The following is a 17,188-nucleotide window of genomic DNA, read 5'->3' on the forward strand; positions in this document are numbered from 1 at the left end:
GCGCCGGCCTGCGGGCCGGCGCACCCGGCATACAGCGGGGTTTCCGAGCGGAGGGAGGAGTCACCCATGGGTGGCGGGGGATACGACGTCGAGATCGGCCAGATGGACCTGGCCCAGCAGCTCTTCCAGCGGCAGCAGGAGCACATGGCGGCCGTCGGCAGCTACGTAGGCAAGCACTGCACTGCTTCCGGCGCCTTCGACGGCCTGATCATGTCGACGATGCGGGGGCACTACACCGACTGCCTCTCCAGCGCGACGACCGGCATGGGTCATGGCGCCGAGATCGCGGGCCACTGCTCGGACAAGATCCAGCAGACGCAGCACACCTACCTGGCGATGGACCGCAAGGCCTACGAGCGGTTCGCGGCCCAGCAGAAGGCGGCCGGGATCAAGGTCGGTGCCTACCAACCGCCTGCGGGTGGCGGGGTGCTGGGCCCGCCGCAGGAGGTCTGGAAGCAGCCGTCCGAGTGGAACACCTCCGACGGCAAGGTGGACGGCAACTACGTGAAGGACGGGTGGGGCGCAGCGCGCACGGCGCTGGGAGGGACAGCGCAGTTCCTCAAGAAGGGGACGCTGAGCACCGACCCGACCCACAACTGGAACCGCCAGCCCTACACCTGGCGGGAGGAGGGGTGGGACTGGAAGAAGTGGGGCGGCGACAAGACACTGGAGCTCGCCAACAACGGTCGCGCCCGTTGGGACGCGTGGCGGGGTGGGCATCATGGGCAGACGGGCCAGGAGCGAGCGGCTGCCCGATACCAGGGCCTGTCCGAGAACTACGACCACCGGTACGACCAGACCCACCGCCTGACCGGGTCGCATCTGCCGGACGGGACGCGCTATGAGGGCGCTGCCGACGCCGATGGCAACGTGGTCAACGACAAGCGGCCCGGCAGCGCCTGGACCCAGGGTCTGAAGGACGACATCAAGGTCATGGGGGAAGCCAAGGAGGCCTACGGCACGGTCACCGAGGCGGCCAAGGCCGGTCAGGAGCTCTACGGGGCTGCCGCGAACGACATCCACGTGCACGAGGTTGCCGGTGGCCCGTCGAACTCCGGGTCCTGGACCTGGAGCGGGAAGGACAAGGGAGGTACCTGGTGAGCATCGCGGAGGTCTTTGCGCCGGAGAGTGCCTTGGTCGACCCGAAGGTCGACAGGGCCGAGAACTTCACCGAGACGCTCGAGAACGACTGCGGCTTCCTGATCGGGCACCTGATGGGCTTCATCCGCAAGGCCTTCGGCATCAGCCCGATCGAGGAGCTGGTCAAGCCGATAGCCGGCGACTGGGGCGCCCTCGGCGAGGCCAAGGGCGGCTGGGCCCAGGCGGCGATCGCCTGCCAGGGTGTGGGCAAGAACTTCGCCGCCCTCCCGCGGCAGACGCAGGACAGCTGGAAGGGTGACGCCGGCGACGCGTTCCGCGAGCGGATGACCTCCCTCGGCGAGAACTACGCCACGTACTCCGAGGGGTGCGCCCTCATCGGCGAGCTCACCGGGGGCCTCATCGAGATGGCCAAGGCGGTGGCCGAGGGCATCGCCACCGTGATCTCGTTCATCGGGGACATCGTGGAGCGACTCGCGCTCGAGGCCTCGGTGCCGGTGTTCGGATGGATCGCTGGTGCCGCGGACGTCGCGATCCACGTCAAGGCCTTCTGGGACAAGATCCACCGCGGCTACGAGCTGCTCAAGATGCTGCTCACACGGGTCAAGACCGTGCTGACAGCGCTGCACAAGGTGCTCATCGTGCTCAAGATCCTCAGCCAGGTCGCCAAGACGATGACGGTGGCCCTCAAGGCGGACGCCATGGCGACGACCGACGACGCGGTCGACAAGACGTTCGGGACGTCCTCATGAGCGAGGCGGAGCGGATGGCGCAGGCCGCGATCACCGAGGTCCGGGAAGCCCTGGCCGAGCTCCATGCCTCGGTCGCGGAGGTCCAGGCCATGACGGACCGTGAGGGCCGGGAGCTCCGCGAGCTGCGCGAGCAGCTGTCGCGCCAGGACGAGGAGCGCGCGGACGCCGCCCGGCGCGGGGAGCTGGGTCCGCAGTGGCAGCGCTTGCAGCGGCGCATCGACCTGGGCGAGACCAGTGTCCACGCGATCCTCACCGGCAAGGACGAGTCGGCCGACGCCGACCTGCTCCGGGCTACGGCCATGGAGAACACCCGCTCGCTCGCCGTGATGCAGGAGGACGAGCTCGACGACGAGGACCCGACGAACGAGACGTTCGCGGCGGTCCGTCAGGATCAGGCCGAGCTGCAGGCGTTGCTGGCCGAGATCCGGTCGATCCCGCGCTCGCTGGACTGACCCCGGACGCAGCGGCGGTCAAGACGGCGGAGGCGACGGTGGCTTCGGCCCCCCGCCGCTTCACACGTCAGCTCGCCTGTCGGCTTCGGATCTCGCTCATCGGCATCCCCCACCAGGCCTTGCGGCGGGTCAGCGCTGAGAGCACGAGCAGCTCGATCGGGATCCAGACGACTAGGGCGCCGGCGAGCCACCACAGGGCGATGCGCTTGCCCGCCGGGGTCGTGTCGTCACGGTCGGCGTTCACGGCGGGGGAGATCCCGTGGGGGTCCACGAGGACCGGGCCGTGGGAGCCCACGCCGGCCTCGACGAACGGTCCGAAGTGCACCGGCTGCAGGAAGCCGCGAGCGTTCCGGGTGAAGCGGTCGTAGGACCCTGGGATCGTCAGCACCGCCGGCATGGTCCGGCCGTCAGAGAGCCTGACCGTCGCGTGCGTGACGCCGTTGTCAGGGGAGGCGACCGACTTCGTCACCACGGCCCCGTCGTCGCGTTCCATGGCGAAGTTGTGGTAGAAGTCGCTGACGGCAGGTGCCAGCACCCACTGGCCGGCCAGCCCCAGGAAGAGGGCGGCCGTCATGATCCACAGGTTGACCCGCTGGGAGACCTGGAACAGCACCGGGAGCCAGGCCACCCAAGCCACCGCGACGAGGAGTCCGGGGACGAGCCCCGGGGTCGTCGACAGGTCACCCGGGTTCGGTGCCAGGGCCCACCACTGGCCGAGGATCACGGCCGCGTGGAACACCAGCACGAGCACCAGTCGCACCCACCAGGCGGTGGCCCGGGGGGCATCCTCGTCCTGCTCGATCGTCCTGGACAGGGACGCGCTCTCAGCCATGACGGCCGTCTCCTTCCTCGTGCCTGCTGCCTGCCGGGATCACGACGGCAGCCCGGCCTCTGCGTCCGCCTCGCGCCCGAGCACTTCGGCCACGCTTCGTCGGCGGACCAGTGCGGACGCGCACGTGGCCTCGAGGACGAGCCAGGCGGGGGCGACGGTGCCGAGGTAGACCAGCTCGGTCGTGTGGTTGCCGTTGGCGTCGGCGTTGCGCGCGTAGGCGTGACCCGTCGGGTCCACCAGGACGGGCAGCGTGGCCCCCGGTCGAACCGTGTCGAACGGACCGCGCACCCCGGAGGTCCAGCTCCAGGATGGGTGGGCTCGGCGGTAGCTCCGGATGCGCCACCAGGATCGGGACCGCTTGATGAAGTAGCCGCGTTCGACCGTGCCGTCCGGGAGCCGGTAGTCGACCTGCTGCATGCCGACGTCCTGCTCGACGGCCTTGACGACGGTGGCGCCGTCGACCCGCGTCATGGACGTGCTGGCGTAGACGCTCTCGACCATGGGGATGAGCCCCACAAGGGCGCCGACGCACGCGATGAATGTCGCGACCGCGCCCGACAGGGGGACGCGCGAGGAGACGTTGAGGCTGATGGCGATGAAGATCAGCCCCGCGGTCGTCCCGGCGAGCATGGGCAGGGCACCCGGAGCGGCCATCCGGCTGTCCAGGTCGGGGTTGAGCGCCCACCAGGCTCCAGCGGCCACGACCAGGTGGAAGGCGAGGACCAGGGCCAGGCGGTAGCCGAACCGCAGGCTGCCGCGGGGGCGACCGGTGTTCCTCTCCTCCGGAGCGGAGGCGGGCAGCCAGGTGCTGGGCTCGGTCACCGTGGGGCCACTAACCGGAGGTGGTCCGACGGAGGAGCTCGAGGAGGTCGCCGGCGACAAGCGCGGCCGGCAGGCAGCACACGACGGCCGTTCCCTCGAGCAGGTCGGCCAGCCGGGACAGGCGCGGCGAGCTCCAGCCCCGGGTGAACGCGAGCGAGCCGGCGAGGGCGAGGACGGCGATGAGCAGCACCGTGGCGACCACACCCGTGGCGGCAGCCGCCCCGGCGAGCTGGCCCACGGCATACAGCCCCTCGGCGAGGACGACCGCACCCGCGCCGAGAAGGGCGAACCGGGGGAGCCGGTCGCGCACGGCGCGCGACTGGTAGCCCAGGCCCATCACGGTCAGCGCGCACAAGGCCACCGCACCCCAGCGGGAGAGGCTCGTCCGGTCGGGAGTGGCCAGCAGCACGGCCAGGGCGACGGGGGCCAGCGCCGCGCCCCACAGCGTGCCCGCGGCGACCACGTCCCGGGCCTCCCGGAACCGGTGCTGTAGCTCGGGCAGGCGGATCCGGCGCCGGCGCCGGCGGGTGGGCTCGCGGACCGACCAGATGGTGGTGGACAGGCGCTCGGTGTCGACAAGCTGCTCGTCGGGGACGTCCAGACCCAGCGACGGCAGCATCCGCACCACCATCGGGGCCAGACCCGCGACCACCGCGGCGACGGCGAAACCCGGCCACTCGAGCAGGACACCCAGCACGTTGACCACGCCGAGGACGGCCAGGACGACCAGGGCGACCCGCGCGGCGCCGTCGCGTGCGCCGGAGCTGACCCGGGCCACGCCGGCCACGACGGCGCCGACAGTGCAGCCGGCGATGAGGGCGACCCGTCCGGCGCCCGCGGCGTCCAGAGCCGGCAGGCTCATGCCGGCGGCGACGCCGAGGATCGGCGCCACGAGGCGTGCCCCGACCGAGGCGCGGTCGTCGCCGGTCCGGAGGGCGAGGGCCATCGCCGTGATGAGGAAGAGGGCGGACGAGCAGCCCCACAGCCAGGGGACGTCGGTGTGGTGCTGGCCGAACGTGCTGGTCCCGAGGACGGCCAGCGCCACGAGGGCGAGGCCGGTGGGCACGGCGGCGAGGGCCAGCCCGGCGGTGGGGGCGGGGGAGGCGGTCGCCGTGCGGTCGGCCGGGGTCGGCTGCCCGGCAGGGGCGGCCGGCTCGACCGCCGACGCGGAGGCAGCGGGGTCGACGGCTCGGACGCGTCCGCCGGAGGCACCGGGGGAGCGGTCCAGGTCGACGAGGCCGCGCGGGCCCTCGGTGCCGCGCGCGTCGACCACCGTCAGCACGGTCGCCTCGGCGGCCACCTCGGCGAGCAGGTCGTAGGGGCCGAACACCCGCCCGAGTGGCGTGGACACGGCATACGCCTGCTCGTCCCCGGCGATGCCCAGGGCGTGGAGCACGTCGCCGACGCGCGCCTGGGACGGGGCGACGAGGTCGTGGTGCCGTCCTCCGGCGACCACGGTGACCCGCTGTGCGGCAGCGTCGGCCAACGTCATCCGAGCCTCCCCCTGTCGGTCCGTGCTCCGGGAGCACCATAGTGCCCCCGGCGCCGCAGGGGGCCGGGCGGTCGTCACGGGTTGCGGCCACAGGGTAGGTTGGCGGCTCGCCGGTGACGCCGGCCTGGGGAAGCGCGAGTCCCGTCGCGACGGTGGGGGACGCCGGAACAGCAGGAGGCGCACACACATGGCAGTCACGTTGCGCAGGGGCGCGCGCGAGCAGGCCCCCGAGGTGCCGTCGGGGCGGATCGTCCTGCAGCCACCGCCGGAGATCACCCCGTCCGAGGGCGCGAGCAGCCTGCTGATGAACGCCGTGCCGATGCTCGGCTCGGTGGGCTCGATCGCCTTCGTCGCGCTGGCCAGCCCCGGCGTCAAGGGCTACATCGCTGCCGGCATGTTCCTCCTGGCCTCCATCGGCTTCGTCGGCGTCAGCGGCTGGCGCCAGAAGCAGCAGCACAGCGCCGGGGTCAGCGAGGCCCGCCGCGAGTACCTCTCCTACCTGGCCGAGGTCCGCGAGACGGTCCGTGAGGCGGCGCGCCGCCAGTGCAGGGCCGCCCAGTGGAACTACCCGGCTCCCGACGCGCTGCCCGTGCTGTGCGAGGAGCGCTCCCGCGTCTGGGAGCGGGCGGTCACCGACGAGGACTTCCTCCGGGTGCGCTTCGGTCGCACCAACCAGCCGCTGTGCATCTCCCTCGAGGCCCCCGAGACCCCGCCGATGGCCCAGCTCGACCCGGTCGCGGCGTCGGCGCTGCACCGGCTGCTGACCACGCACCGGATCCAGCCGGACTTGCCGGCTGCGGTCTCGCTGCCGTTCTTCTCCCGCATCGAGGTGACCGGCGAGGAGCAGCCGACCCGTGGCCTGGCCCGCTCCATGGTGAGCGCCGTCGCCGCCCAGCACGCCCCCGACCAGCTGGTGGTGGCCGTCGTGGCCTCCGAGCAGGCGCTGCCGGAGTGGGAGTGGGTCAAGTGGCTGCCGCACAGCCAGAGCCTGCGCGAGCGGGACGGCGTCGGGCAGTCGCGTCTGGTCGCCACCTCGCTGACCGACCTCGAGCCGCTGCTGCCCGAGGACCTGCGTGAGCGCCCCCGGTTCGGGCGCACCGACCAGGCCCTCCTGCCGCACGTGCTGCTCGTGGTCGACGGCGGCGAGGTGCCCCCCGGCAATGCGATCGTCACCGAGGAGGGCGTCCTCGGTGTCACCGTCCTGCACCTGCCCGAGCGCTGGGACGAGCTCACCACGCCCGGCCGGATGCGGCTGGCCCTCGGCCAGCCCCAGGTGAGCGGGCCGTATGCCGGCCTGTCGCCGATGCAGATCCTCACCGTCGGCAGCGAGCCCGCCCAGGGCGTGGCGGACACCATGTCCATCGCGCAGGCCGAGGCCGCCGCCCGCCGGCTGGCCCCGCTGTATGCCGGTGCCGCGCCCGAGCGCCGCGACGCCCTGGCCACCGCCACCGAGCTGGTCGACCTGCTCGGCCTGGGCGACGTGCGCGACTACGACGTCGACGCCGCCTGGCGCCCCCGCCTGGCCCGCGACCGGCTCCGGGTGCCGATCGGCGTCGGCGCCCAGGGCCAGGTCGTCTCCCTGGACATCAAGGAGTCCGCCCAGCAGGGCATGGGCCCGCACGGCCTGGTGATCGGCGCGACCGGCTCGGGCAAGTCCGAGCTGCTGCGTACCCTCGTGCTCGCCCTGGCGATGACCCACTCCTCGGAGTCGCTGAACTTCGTGCTGGTCGACTTCAAGGGTGGTGCGACCTTTGCCGGCATGGCGGACATGCCGCACGTGTCGGCGGTGATCACCAACCTCAGCAACGAGCTGACCCTCGTCGAGCGCATGCAAGACGCCCTGCACGGCGAGATGGTGCGCCGCCAGGAGCTGCTGCGCGCTGCGGGCAACTTCGCCAACATCCACGACTACGAGAAGGCCCGGGCCGGTGGCGCCGACCTCGAGCCGCTGCCGGCGCTGCTCATCGTCGCCGACGAGTTCTCCGAGCTGCTCAGCGCCAAACCCGAGTTCGTCGAGCTGTTCGTGGCCATCGGCCGACTGGGCCGGTCCCTGGGCATGCACCTGCTGCTGTCCTCGCAGCGGCTGGAGGAGGGGCGGCTGCGCGGTCTGGAGTCGCACCTGTCCTACCGCATCGGCCTGCGCACCTTCTCCGCCGGCGAGTCCCGCACCGTCCTGGGCGTGCCGGACGCCTACGAGCTGCCCGCGGTGCCGGGCCTGGGCTACCTCAAGCCGGACCAGACGACGCTGGTGAAGTTCAAGGCCGCCTACGTCTCCGGGCCGCCGAAGTCGCGGCGCCGAGCGGCCGCCAGCTCCTCGGCCGTGGTCAGCGAGATCCTGCCGTTCACCGCAGCACCGGTGCTGCGCCTCAACCAGGTCAGCGAGCCCGAGCCGGTCGAGACCGGCCCGGTGGAGGACCGTGCCGTCTTCGACATCGCCGTGGCCCGGATGCGGGGCAAGGGCCGGCCGGCGCACCAGGTGTGGCTGCCTCCGCTGGACGTGCCGAGCTCGCTGGACCAGCTCATGCCCGACCTGTCCGTCGACCCTGCGCTGGGCCTGGTCAGCCGCCAGTGGCGCGGCGCCGGCTCGCTCGTGGTGCCGCTGGGCATCGTCGACCTGCCGCTGGAGCAGCGCCGCGACACCCTGGTCGCCAACCTCGGCGGCGCGGCCGGCCACGTGGCCATCGTCGGGGGACCCCGCTCCGGCAAGAGCACCCTGGCCCGCGCCCTGGTGGCGTCGCTGGCGTTGACGACCACCCCGCTGGAGACGCAGTTCTACGTCCTCGACTTCGGTGGCGGCGCCTTCTCGCCGATGGCCAAGCTGGCCCACGTGGCCGGTGTCGCGAGCCGCAACGAGCCGGAGGTGGTGCGCCGCACCATCGCCGAGGTCCGCGGCATCGTCGACCAGCGCGAGGCCTACTTCCGCGCGCAGGGCATCGACTCGATCGAGACCTACCGCCGGCGCCGGGCCGAGGGCACCGCCGACGACGGCTACGGCGACGTCTTCCTCGTCGTCGACGGATGGCCCACCGTGCGGGCCGAGTTCGAGGAGCTCGAGGCGCAGATCCAGGAGCTCGCCGGCCGCGGCCTGACCTTCGGGCTGCACCTGGTCGCCACCACCTCGCGCTGGATGGACTTCCGCAGCCAGGTCAAGGACGTCTTCGGGACCAAGATCGAGCTGCGCCTCGGTGACCCGACCGACTCCGAGATCGACCGCCGGGTCGCCGCCAACATCCCCAAGGGCCGTCCCGGCCGGGGCGTGGAGATGACCCGGCACCACTTCCTCGGCGCGATCCCGCGCGTCGACGACAGCGGCGACGCCGGCTCCCTCGGCGCCGGGGTCGACGACCTCATCTCCCGCGTCAACGGCGCGTGGCAGGGCCCGAGCGGTCCGAAGCTGCGCCTGCTGCCCGCCGAGATCGGGCTGGAGCGGGTGCGCGAGCTGGCCGGGGCCGACGACCGGCGCCTGCTGCTCGGCGTCGACGAGGCCGACCTCGCGCCCGTCGGCCTGGACCTGGCGGAGGAGCCGCACCTGTTCCTGTTCGGCGACGGCGACTCGGGCAAGACGGCGATGCTGCGCGGCTACGCCAGCGAGGTGATGCGGCTGCACACCCCGCAGGAGGCGCAGATCTTCGCCGTCGACTACCGCCGGGCCCTGCTCGGGGAGGTCCCCGAGGACTACCTGGCCGGCTACTTCACCACCGAGGACCAGGCCACCGAGCAGATCCGCGACCTGGCCGGCTACCTGCGCGGCCGGCTGCCCGGCCCGGACGTGACCCCCGAGCAGCTGCGCGCCCGCAGCTGGTGGACCGGCGCCGAGGTCTTCGTCCTCGTCGACGACTACGACCTCGTGGTGACCTCGGCCGGCAGCCCGCTGACCCCGCTGGTGCCGCTCCTCGCCCAGGCCTCGGACGTGGGCCTGCACCTGGTGGTGACCCGCCGTTCCGGTGGCGCCGCCCGGGCGCTCTACGAGCCGGTGCTGCAGTCGATGCGCGACCTGGCGGCCCCGGGGATCCTGCTCTCGGGCAGCCCGGACGAGGGCCCGCTCATCGGCTCGATCAAGCCGACCCCCTCGGTGCCCGGTCGTGGCCGGCTGGTCTCGCGCGAGCTGGGCAACCGGGTCGTGCAGCTGGCCTGGACGCCCTCGCGCCACCGCTGACCCGCACGACCAAGGGCCGGTCCCGGAGAGTGCTCCGGGACCGGCCCTTCGTCGTGCCCGGGGGCGCAGCCGCGGGCCCGACATACCGCAGTATGCCGTGTGCCCGCCGTAGTGGCCGCGCTCAGTCGACGGGGCGCGACGGCGCGGGCGCCGAGCCCGCAGGCTCGGGCGCCTCGGCGGAGCGCGCTGCCTGCCCGCCACCGGTCGGCCGACGACGGGCCGGCCAGCGCACCAGGAACAGGTAGCCCAGCCCGGCCACGGTCAGGACGAAGCCGACGAGGCCGCCGATGACGCTGCCGGCGTCCGTCCCGATCGTGAACCGGCCGACGAGGGCGCCGGGAAGGCTGACGACCCAGCCGCCGAACACGCCGATCGCCACGGTGCCGCCCACCGCGGGCCAGGCCCCCGCGGCGCGGGCACGCAGGCGGGTCAGGGTGACCTGCCATCGCCGGCGACGGACCCCGCTGCGCTCATCGCCCAGCCGGGTCAGGTCGGACGTGACCATGCGGTCCAGCGCCCAGGCGGGGACCAGGGCCAGCGGCAGCCAGACGCCGATGGTGATCAGGTTGCGACTCAGCCCCGTGTCGTCGCGCAGGCGGTAGTGGGGCCGGCCGTCCTGCCCGGTTGCGGCGAGCCGCACCGTCTGGCCCTCGTGCACGGTGAAGTCCTGGGGCAGCTCCTGCAGGAGCTGGCCGTCGGGGGTGCGCACGACCAGCTGCGGTGCGGGGGCATAGGGCCGGTCGTCGTGCACCACGGTCCCGGTGGCAGCCGTCTCCCCGTGCCACAGCAGTCGCTGCGCCGGGAACGTGGCCGCGAAGTAGACCATCATGACGATGAGCAGGGCCACGGGGAGCCGCACCAGGCTCGAGGTCTCGGCCATCCCGGCAGCCACCGCCCGAGGCAGGCCCCACAGGTGGACCGGGCTCCCGGGCCGGCGGTCGGCGTCGGTCGGCACCGTCTCGGTCTCGGACGTGGTGAAGCTCCGGGACCCGTTGTGCGCCCAGGCCGGGACGTAGCGGAAGCGGTGTCGGACCAGCTCGCGGGGCCGACCGTCCTCGGTGCCGAACGCGCGGGCGACCCGGCGGGCGGTCCCGGGGCCGACGAGGGGCAGCATGAGCAGCGAGGCCACGTAGGCCACCAGGACCATCGGGGCGGCGACCACGGAGATGGGGAACAGGCCCATGACGGCCGGCCGCACGTACCAGTCGATCCCCGGGGTCGTGAAGCCCTGGAGGCCGAAGCGCACGAGGTCCACCCAGCGACGCAGCCACGTGGTGAGCGCGACGAACAGCGGCACGACGGCGGCGCTGCCGGACCGGAGCTGCGGGGCGGCCTGCTCGACCCCGGCGAGCGTGGTCTCGTCGACCGTCTCGCCGTCCTTCGACGGCAGGACCAGGTAGCGCCGGCGCCGACCTCGGACCGCGAGGCCCTCACCGGGCCCGATCCGTGCGCTCAGCCACACCTGCGCGTTCACCACCTCACGCGACCGCAGCTCCTGCAGCAGGGCGGGCGTGGGCTCGGCAGGCAGGGCCCGTGCCGCGAACAGCAGCAGCCGGGTGGTGTAGGGCGTGGCCATCAGGGCGCAGATGGGCCCGGCGAGCAGGGCCATGGCCTGGCCCCGGTTGTCCAGCGGTGAGATCCAGAACCACAGCAGCGGCCCGCCCAGGGCGGCGGCCAGCAGCCACGCACCCACCACCCAGGTGAACAGTGCGCGAAGCGTCCCCAGAAGTCGCACGGCGTCGAGCTCCCCTCTGCCCGCGCCGTGCCGTCCGGCGTCCCACCGGCCCCCGAAGCGGTGCCGCAGGAGCCTACCGGGCTGGCGCCGCCCGGGACCGGGGGCGGGGCGGTCTCAGAGGGCGCGCAGGTACTGCTTGGGCCAGGGCGTGGATGCCGGCTCGACCTCGAGGGCCTGCGCGGCGTGCAGCGGCCAGTACGGGTCGCGCAGCAGCTCGCGGGCCAGCAGCACGGCGTCGGCCTCGCCCGCAGCGAGGATGTCCTGTGCCTGCTTGGGCTCGGTGATCATGCCCACGGCGCCGGTGGCGATACCCGCCTCGCGCCGGATCCGCGCGGCGAACGGCACCTGGTAGCCGGGCCCGACCTCGATCTGCTGGCGGTGGTCCAGCCCGCCGCTGGAGACGTCGACGAGGTCGACGCCGTGCTCCTTCAGGCGCCGGGACAGCGCGACGCTCTGGTCCACGTCCCAGCCCTCTCCCTGGGGCAGCCAGTCGGTGGCCGAGAGGCGCACGACCAGTGGCAGCGCCTCGGGCAGCTCCCCACGCACCGCGTCGACCACCCGCAGCGGCAGTCGCATCCGGCCCTCGAGGTCACCGCCGTACTCGTCGGTGCGGTGGTTGGCGGCGGGGGAGAGGAACTGGTGCAGCAGGTAGCCGTGCGCGCCGTGCAGCTCGATGACCTCGAAGCCGGCGGCCACCGCGCGGCGGGTCGCGGCCCGGAAGTCCTCGACCAGCGCGTCGAGGTCGACGGTGGTGAGCGCACGCGGCGGGGCGTAGTGGCCGAACGCCTCCGCGCTGGGGGCGACGGTCTGCCAGCCGCCCTCCTCGACCGGGACGGACCCGCTGCCCGTGGCGAACGGGGCATACGTCGAGGCCTTGCGCCCGGCGTGCGCGAGCTGGATGCCAGGGGTGGCCCCGGCGGCGGCGACCTGCGCCACGATCGGTGCGAAGGCCTCGAGCTGGGTGTCGTTCCACAACCCCAGGTCCTGCGGGCTGATCCGCCCCTCGGGGCTGACCGCCGTCGCCTCGGCGATGACCAGGCCCGCACCACCGACGGCCCGGGAGTGCAGGTGCGTGGCGTGCCAGGCGGTCGGGGCGCCGGTCGCCGGGCCCGTGTCGGCCGCGGAGTACTGGCACATCGGCGACATCCACACGCGGTTGCGGATGGTCACGTCGCGGAGTCGGAACGGCTCGAAGAGGGAGGTCACGTCAGGGTCCAAGTCCTTGCGCGCGCTGGCTATTCCGGTTCCACCGTCCACACGGGTATGCCGCCCTGTCGGGGTGCGCACGCGGCACACCGGGGTGCGCACGGGCACGTGCGCCTTTGGGTGGAGCCGGGGCACCCGTGGCCGGAGCAGCGTGGGACTGCCCGGTGCCCCCCTGCGCGCCGGGGACCCGATCCACCGTGAGGAGTACTGCCATGACCGTTCTGGTCGAGATGGACATGCCCATGCCGCGCGAGCTGATCGAGGCGCTCGGCGACAAGATGGGCGTGCGCACCAAGGCCCCCGAGGGGCTGGTCAGCCACGTGCTGTCCGAGACCGGCGAAGGCTGCCACGTGATGGACATCTGGGACTCCCCGGAGATGTTCGAGCGGTTCCGCGACAGCCAGCTCGTGCCGCAGATGATGAGCTTCCTGCAGGAGCGCGGGATGACACCGCCGGAGCACCTGCCCGACCCGAAGTACACGCCGGTCTACGACCTGGTCCGCGGCAGCTGAGCGGGTCTGACGCTCCGCACGACGATCGTCGCGGCCTTTTCGCGCCGTTGCCGGGCCGAAGGTGCCGCGACGATCGTCGCGCGGGGAGCGCGGGGGTGGTGCCACACTGCCGCCCATGAGCGAGGGGTCACGGCGCAGGCGCCGCCGCGCCGGGTCGAGGCGGACGGGCTGAGCCTGCGCTGGTGGGAGCCCGGCGACGTCGTCGGGCCGCTCGACCTGTTCCTGGCCTCCCAGGAGCACCTGCGGAGATGGGCTGCCGAGTGCGCGCCGACCGGACCCGCGAGGGCATCGCCACCCGTGCGGCGGCGGCGCTGACCCGGGCCCCGGCGGGCTGATGCCCGATATGTCCATGCGCGTGCGGTTGGTCGCGGTTGCCCTAGGGTGACCGGCACGACCACCGACACGGTTAGGAGCTTCACCGTGAAGCGCTTCATCATCGCCGTCGCCGCCGTGGCCCTCCTGGGGGGAACCACCACCGCCTGCTCGAGCTCCGGCTCGTCGGCCAGCGGCAAGCAGACCACCGTCAACGCCGCCGACCCCTCGGCCGGCTCCGGCGCCACCTCGGGTGCCGACGCCGCCGCCGGGGCGGACGTCAAGCTGCCCGACAGCATGCCGTTGCCTTCCGGCGCCAAGGTCACCGGAACGCCCGACGTCAGCGACGCGCTGATGATGGTCGACTACACGGTGCCGGCCGGCAAGGCCGCCTACGACGAGATGCTCGCCGCGCTGCCCGGCAAGGGCTGGACGGTCAGCGACAAGTCGTGGTCGGACGCCATGACCGGCGGCACGATCAACGCCTCCGGCAACGGCTACACCCTCAAGGTCCTGTTCATGGACAGCGGCTTCACGGTCGACCTCAAGAAGGCCTGAGGCTCAGCTGCTCCAGTAGACCCGGCCGGGGTTCATGATCCCGGCCGGGTCGAACAGCGCCTTGACCGCGCGCTGGCGCGCCAGCGCGGCGGGTCCGAGCTCCTGGGCCAGCCAGCGGGACTTCAGCGAGCCGACCCCGTGCTCGCCGGTGATCGTCCCGCCCAGCTCGAGCGCCACGGACACCAGGTCGCCGAAGGCCTCCTCGGCGCGCTCGCGGCTGCCCTCGACCGCAGGGTCGAAGAAGAAGCAGGGGTGCAGGTTGCCGTCGCCACCGTGCCCGGACATGGTGATCTCGACCTCGCGCTTGGCCGCGATGTCCTGGCCGGCGCGGATCAGCTCGGTGAGCCGCCCGATCGGCACGCACACGTCCTCGATGAACCGGTGCCCCTTGGCCTCCAGGGCGGGGTTGAGCGCCCGGCGCCCAGCGAGCAGCGCGTCCGCCTCCTGCACGTCGTCGGCGACCGCGACCTCGGCGGCGCCCGCGGACTGCAGCACCGCGGCATACCGCTGCACGTCCTCGGCCGTGTGGGCCGGCCGGTCGCTCTGCACGATGAGTGCGGCGGCGCAGCCCTGCGGGAAGCCGTAGTCCGCGACCGCCTGCACCGCCGCGATCGTCGCCGCGTCCATGAGCTCCAGGAGGGAAGGACGGTGCCGCTCCTGGCGCAGGGCGATGATCGCCGCGCTGGCCCGCTCGAGGTCGTCGAACGTCGCGAGCACCGTCAGGGCCGGGTCCGGCGCCGGCACCAGCTTCGCGGTCACCTCGGTGACCACGCCGAGGGTGCCCTCGGAGCCGACGAACAGGCCGGTCAGGTCCAGGCCGGCCACGCCCTTGGCGGTGCGCCGGCCGGTGCGGATCACCTCGCCGCCGGGCAGCACGACCTGCAGCCCGCGGATGTAGTCGGCGGTGACGCCGTACTTCACGCAGCACAGGCCGCCGGCGTTGGTGGCCACGTTGCCGCCGATGGTGCAGAACGCCGAGGATGCGGGGTCCGGCGGGTAGAACAGGCCGGCCTGCGCGGCGGCCATCTTCAGGTCGGCGTTGATGACGCCGGGGCCGGCGACGGCCACGCCCTCGAGGGGGTCGACGTCGTGGACGGTGTTGAGCGCCTCGACGTTGAGCACCACGGCGCCCTGCATCGCCACGCTGCCGCCGGCCAGGCCGCTGCGCGCGCCCTGCGGCACCACCGGGGTGCCGCTGTCCTGCGCGAAGCGCATCACCTCGACCACGTCGGCAAGGTCGCGGGCCCGGACCACCTCGTAGTCCGCCGGCGCCACGGCACCCAGGGACTCGTCCACGGCATACGTCGCCTTGACGTCCGGGTCGGTGACCACACGGCTGCTGAGCGAGGAGGGGAGCGCTGCCACGGCCCAACCCTATGCCGGTGCCCGGCAAGCGCATCGCGACCCGGGCCCCGGCTGCCCTAGACTGACGGGCACAGGCGTCGACCCGGCCATCACCGGCGAGCCTCCGGAAGAACGGGCCGCGAGGCCTCACTAGAACCGGACGGGTGGGCCCGTCACAGCCTTCGACCAGAGCGGCCGTATGCCGTGTCCCCGCCACCGGGGGCCGCGTCCGGCAAGCGAGGTGGTACCGCGGTGCCTCCCGGACCGATCCGGGGGACGTCGTCCTCGCGAAAGGCACGGCCACGAGCCGGACGCTTTCGACGAGATGGAGACGCCCGCGATGACCTACCCCAAGGTCGACTTCCTCAGCCCCGAGTCCGCCGACGCCGCGCGCCCGCAGGGTGTCGCCGCGAGCCCGCGCTTCCCGGAGATCGAGGAGCGGATCCTCAAGTACTGGGCGGCTGACGGCACGTTCCAGGCCTCCATCGAGGGCCGCCCGGCCGGCGAGAACGGCGAGAACGAGTTCGTCTTCTACGACGGCCCGCCGTTCGCCAACGGCCTGCCGCACTACGGCCACCTGCTCACCGGCTACGTCAAGGACCTCATCCCGCGCTACCAGACCATGCGCGGGCGCCGGGTCGAGCGCCGCTTCGGCTGGGACACCCACGGCCTGCCGGCCGAGCTCGAGGCGCAGCGCAAGCTGGGGCTGAAGACCAAGGCCGACATCCTCGAGCTGGGCATCGAGAAGTTCAACGCCGCCTGCCGCGAGTCCGTGCTGAAGTACACCCAGGACTGGGAGGAGTACGTCACCCGCCAGGCCCGCTGGGTCGACTTCGAGAACGACTACAAGACGCTCAACCCGGAGTACATGGAGAGCGTCATCTGGGCGTTCAAGACGCTCTACGACAAGGGCCTGGTCTACGAGGGCATGCGCGTGCTGCCCTACTGCTGGAACGACGAGACGCCGCTGTCCAACCACGAGCTGCGCATGGACGAGGACGTCTACCAGCAGCGCCAGGACCCCTCGGTCACCGTCGCGGTGACGCTGGAGACCGGTGAGAAGCTGCTCGCCTGGACGACCACGCCGTGGACGCTGCCGAGCAACCTGGCCATGGCGGTCGGCCCGGACGTCGACTACGTCACCGTCGAGCACGACGGCTCGCGCTACGTCCTGGCAGAGGCGCGCCTGGGGGCGTATGCGCGGGAGCTGGGTGAGGACGCCGCCGAGCGGGTCGTGGCCCGCCACAAGGGGTCCGAGCTGGTCGGTCGGCGCTACGCCCCGATCTTCGACTTCCTCACCGACACCTCGGTGTGGGGCACCGAGAACGCCTGGCAGGTCATCGCCAGCGACCACGTCACCACCGACGACGGCACCGGCGTGGTGCACATGGCCCCGGCCTATGGCGAGGACGACCAGAAGGCCTGCGAGGCGGTGGGCATCCCGACCATCCTCACCGTCGACGAGGGTGCGAAGTTCACCGCCGCGGTGCCGGCCTACCAGGGGCTGCAGGCCTTCGAGGCCAACCGCCCGATCATCAACGACCTCAAGGCCGCCGGGCTGCTGGTGCGCGAGGAGAGCTACGTGCACTCCTACCCGCACTGCTGGCGCTGCCGGAAGCCGCTGATCTACAAGGCGGTCTCGAGCTGGTTCGTCGAGGTCACCAAGTTCAAGGACCGGATGGTCGAGCTCAACGAGCAGATCACCTGGGTGCCGGAGCACGTCAAGCACGGCCAGTTCGGCAAGTGGCTGTCCAACGCCCGCGACTGGTCGATCAGCCGCAACCGCTTCTGGGGCAGCCCGATCCCCGTGTGGAAGTCCGACGACCCGAACTTCCCGCGCATCGACGTCTACGGCTCGTTCGAGGAGCTCGAGCGTGACTTCGGCGTCGAGGTCACCGACCTGCACCGGCCCTTCAT

Annotated in this window: 13 protein-coding genes; 7 read left to right on the plus strand and 6 right to left on the minus strand. The window is 72.8% G+C overall.

The window, feature by feature from the left end; genetic code table 11:
* The 3 genes from ACXVGS_RS16455 to ACXVGS_RS16465 all read left to right on the plus strand — a co-directional run.
* Positions 1 to 1,101 (plus strand): hypothetical protein (locus ACXVGS_RS16455; protein WP_458537192.1); only part of this gene is annotated, 1,101 nt, incomplete at its 5' end.
* Complete coding sequence (locus ACXVGS_RS16460; protein ID WP_458528252.1) at positions 1,098 to 1,850, plus strand: hypothetical protein; 753 nt, start codon at positions 1,098 to 1,100, stop codon at positions 1,848 to 1,850. The genes ACXVGS_RS16455 and ACXVGS_RS16460, both read left to right, overlap by 4 nt.
* On the plus strand, positions 1,847 to 2,302 hold the full coding sequence (locus tag ACXVGS_RS16465; protein ID WP_458528253.1) for a hypothetical protein: 456 nt from the start codon (positions 1,847 to 1,849) through the stop codon (positions 2,300 to 2,302). Before ACXVGS_RS16460 ends, ACXVGS_RS16465 begins: the two co-directional genes overlap by 4 nt.
* 67 nt (positions 2,303 to 2,369) lie before the next feature.
* On the opposite strand, the gene ACXVGS_RS16470 is transcribed toward ACXVGS_RS16465, so the two are convergent.
* The 3 genes from ACXVGS_RS16470 to ACXVGS_RS16480 are packed head-to-tail and all read right to left on the minus strand — an operon-like array spanning position 2,370 to position 5,448.
* Positions 2,370 to 3,134: a hypothetical protein gene (locus tag ACXVGS_RS16470; protein ID WP_458528254.1), complete on the minus strand. Its 765-nt coding sequence runs from the start codon at positions 3,132 to 3,134 to the stop codon at positions 2,370 to 2,372.
* A 39-nt stretch (positions 3,135 to 3,173) separates the two neighbouring features.
* On the minus strand, positions 3,174 to 3,956 hold the full coding sequence (locus tag ACXVGS_RS16475; RefSeq protein WP_458534314.1) for a hypothetical protein: 783 nt from the start codon (positions 3,954 to 3,956) through the stop codon (positions 3,174 to 3,176).
* A 10-nt stretch (positions 3,957 to 3,966) separates the two neighbouring features.
* Complete coding sequence (locus tag ACXVGS_RS16480) at positions 3,967 to 5,448, minus strand: hypothetical protein (RefSeq protein ID WP_458528256.1); 1,482 nt, start codon at positions 5,446 to 5,448, stop codon at positions 3,967 to 3,969.
* Positions 5,449 to 5,635: 187 nt separating this feature from the next.
* Here ACXVGS_RS16480 and eccCa point away from each other — a divergent pair, with 187 nt between their 5' ends.
* On the plus strand, positions 5,636 to 9,604 hold the full coding sequence (eccCa, locus tag ACXVGS_RS16485; RefSeq protein ID WP_458537193.1) for a type VII secretion protein EccCa: 3,969 nt from the start codon (positions 5,636 to 5,638) through the stop codon (positions 9,602 to 9,604).
* Between the two features lie 121 nt (positions 9,605 to 9,725).
* On the opposite strand, the gene ACXVGS_RS16490 is transcribed toward eccCa, so the two are convergent.
* The gene (locus ACXVGS_RS16490; RefSeq protein WP_458537194.1) at positions 9,726 to 11,339 is read right to left on the minus strand and encodes a hypothetical protein; all 1,614 of its coding nucleotides are present in this window, start codon (positions 11,337 to 11,339) and stop codon (positions 9,726 to 9,728) included.
* Between the two features lie 114 nt (positions 11,340 to 11,453).
* Complete coding sequence (locus tag ACXVGS_RS16495) at positions 11,454 to 12,545, minus strand: NADH:flavin oxidoreductase/NADH oxidase (RefSeq protein ID WP_458528259.1); 1,092 nt, start codon at positions 12,543 to 12,545, stop codon at positions 11,454 to 11,456.
* A 212-nt stretch (positions 12,546 to 12,757) separates the two neighbouring features.
* Here ACXVGS_RS16495 and ACXVGS_RS16500 point away from each other — a divergent pair, with 212 nt between their 5' ends.
* On the plus strand, positions 12,758 to 13,057 hold the full coding sequence (locus ACXVGS_RS16500) for a hypothetical protein (protein WP_458528260.1): 300 nt from the start codon (positions 12,758 to 12,760) through the stop codon (positions 13,055 to 13,057).
* Positions 13,058 to 13,477: 420 nt separating this feature from the next.
* Positions 13,478 to 13,927, plus strand: coding sequence for a hypothetical protein (locus ACXVGS_RS16505; protein ID WP_458537195.1), 450 nt, complete (start codon positions 13,478 to 13,480; stop codon positions 13,925 to 13,927).
* Between the two features lie 3 nt (positions 13,928 to 13,930).
* Here ACXVGS_RS16505 and ACXVGS_RS16510 read toward each other — a convergent pair whose 3' ends face one another.
* A complete protein-coding gene (locus tag ACXVGS_RS16510; protein ID WP_458535365.1) occupies positions 13,931 to 15,292 on the minus strand; it encodes an FAD-binding oxidoreductase in 1,362 nt (453 codons plus the stop codon).
* Positions 15,293 to 15,611: 319 nt separating this feature from the next.
* Between ACXVGS_RS16510 and ACXVGS_RS16515 the strand changes: the two genes are divergently transcribed.
* Positions 15,612 to 17,188 (plus strand): isoleucine--tRNA ligase (locus tag ACXVGS_RS16515; RefSeq protein WP_458537196.1); only part of this gene is annotated, 1,577 nt, incomplete at its 3' end.

The sequence above is a fragment of the Oryzihumus sp. genome (assembly GCF_054325275.1).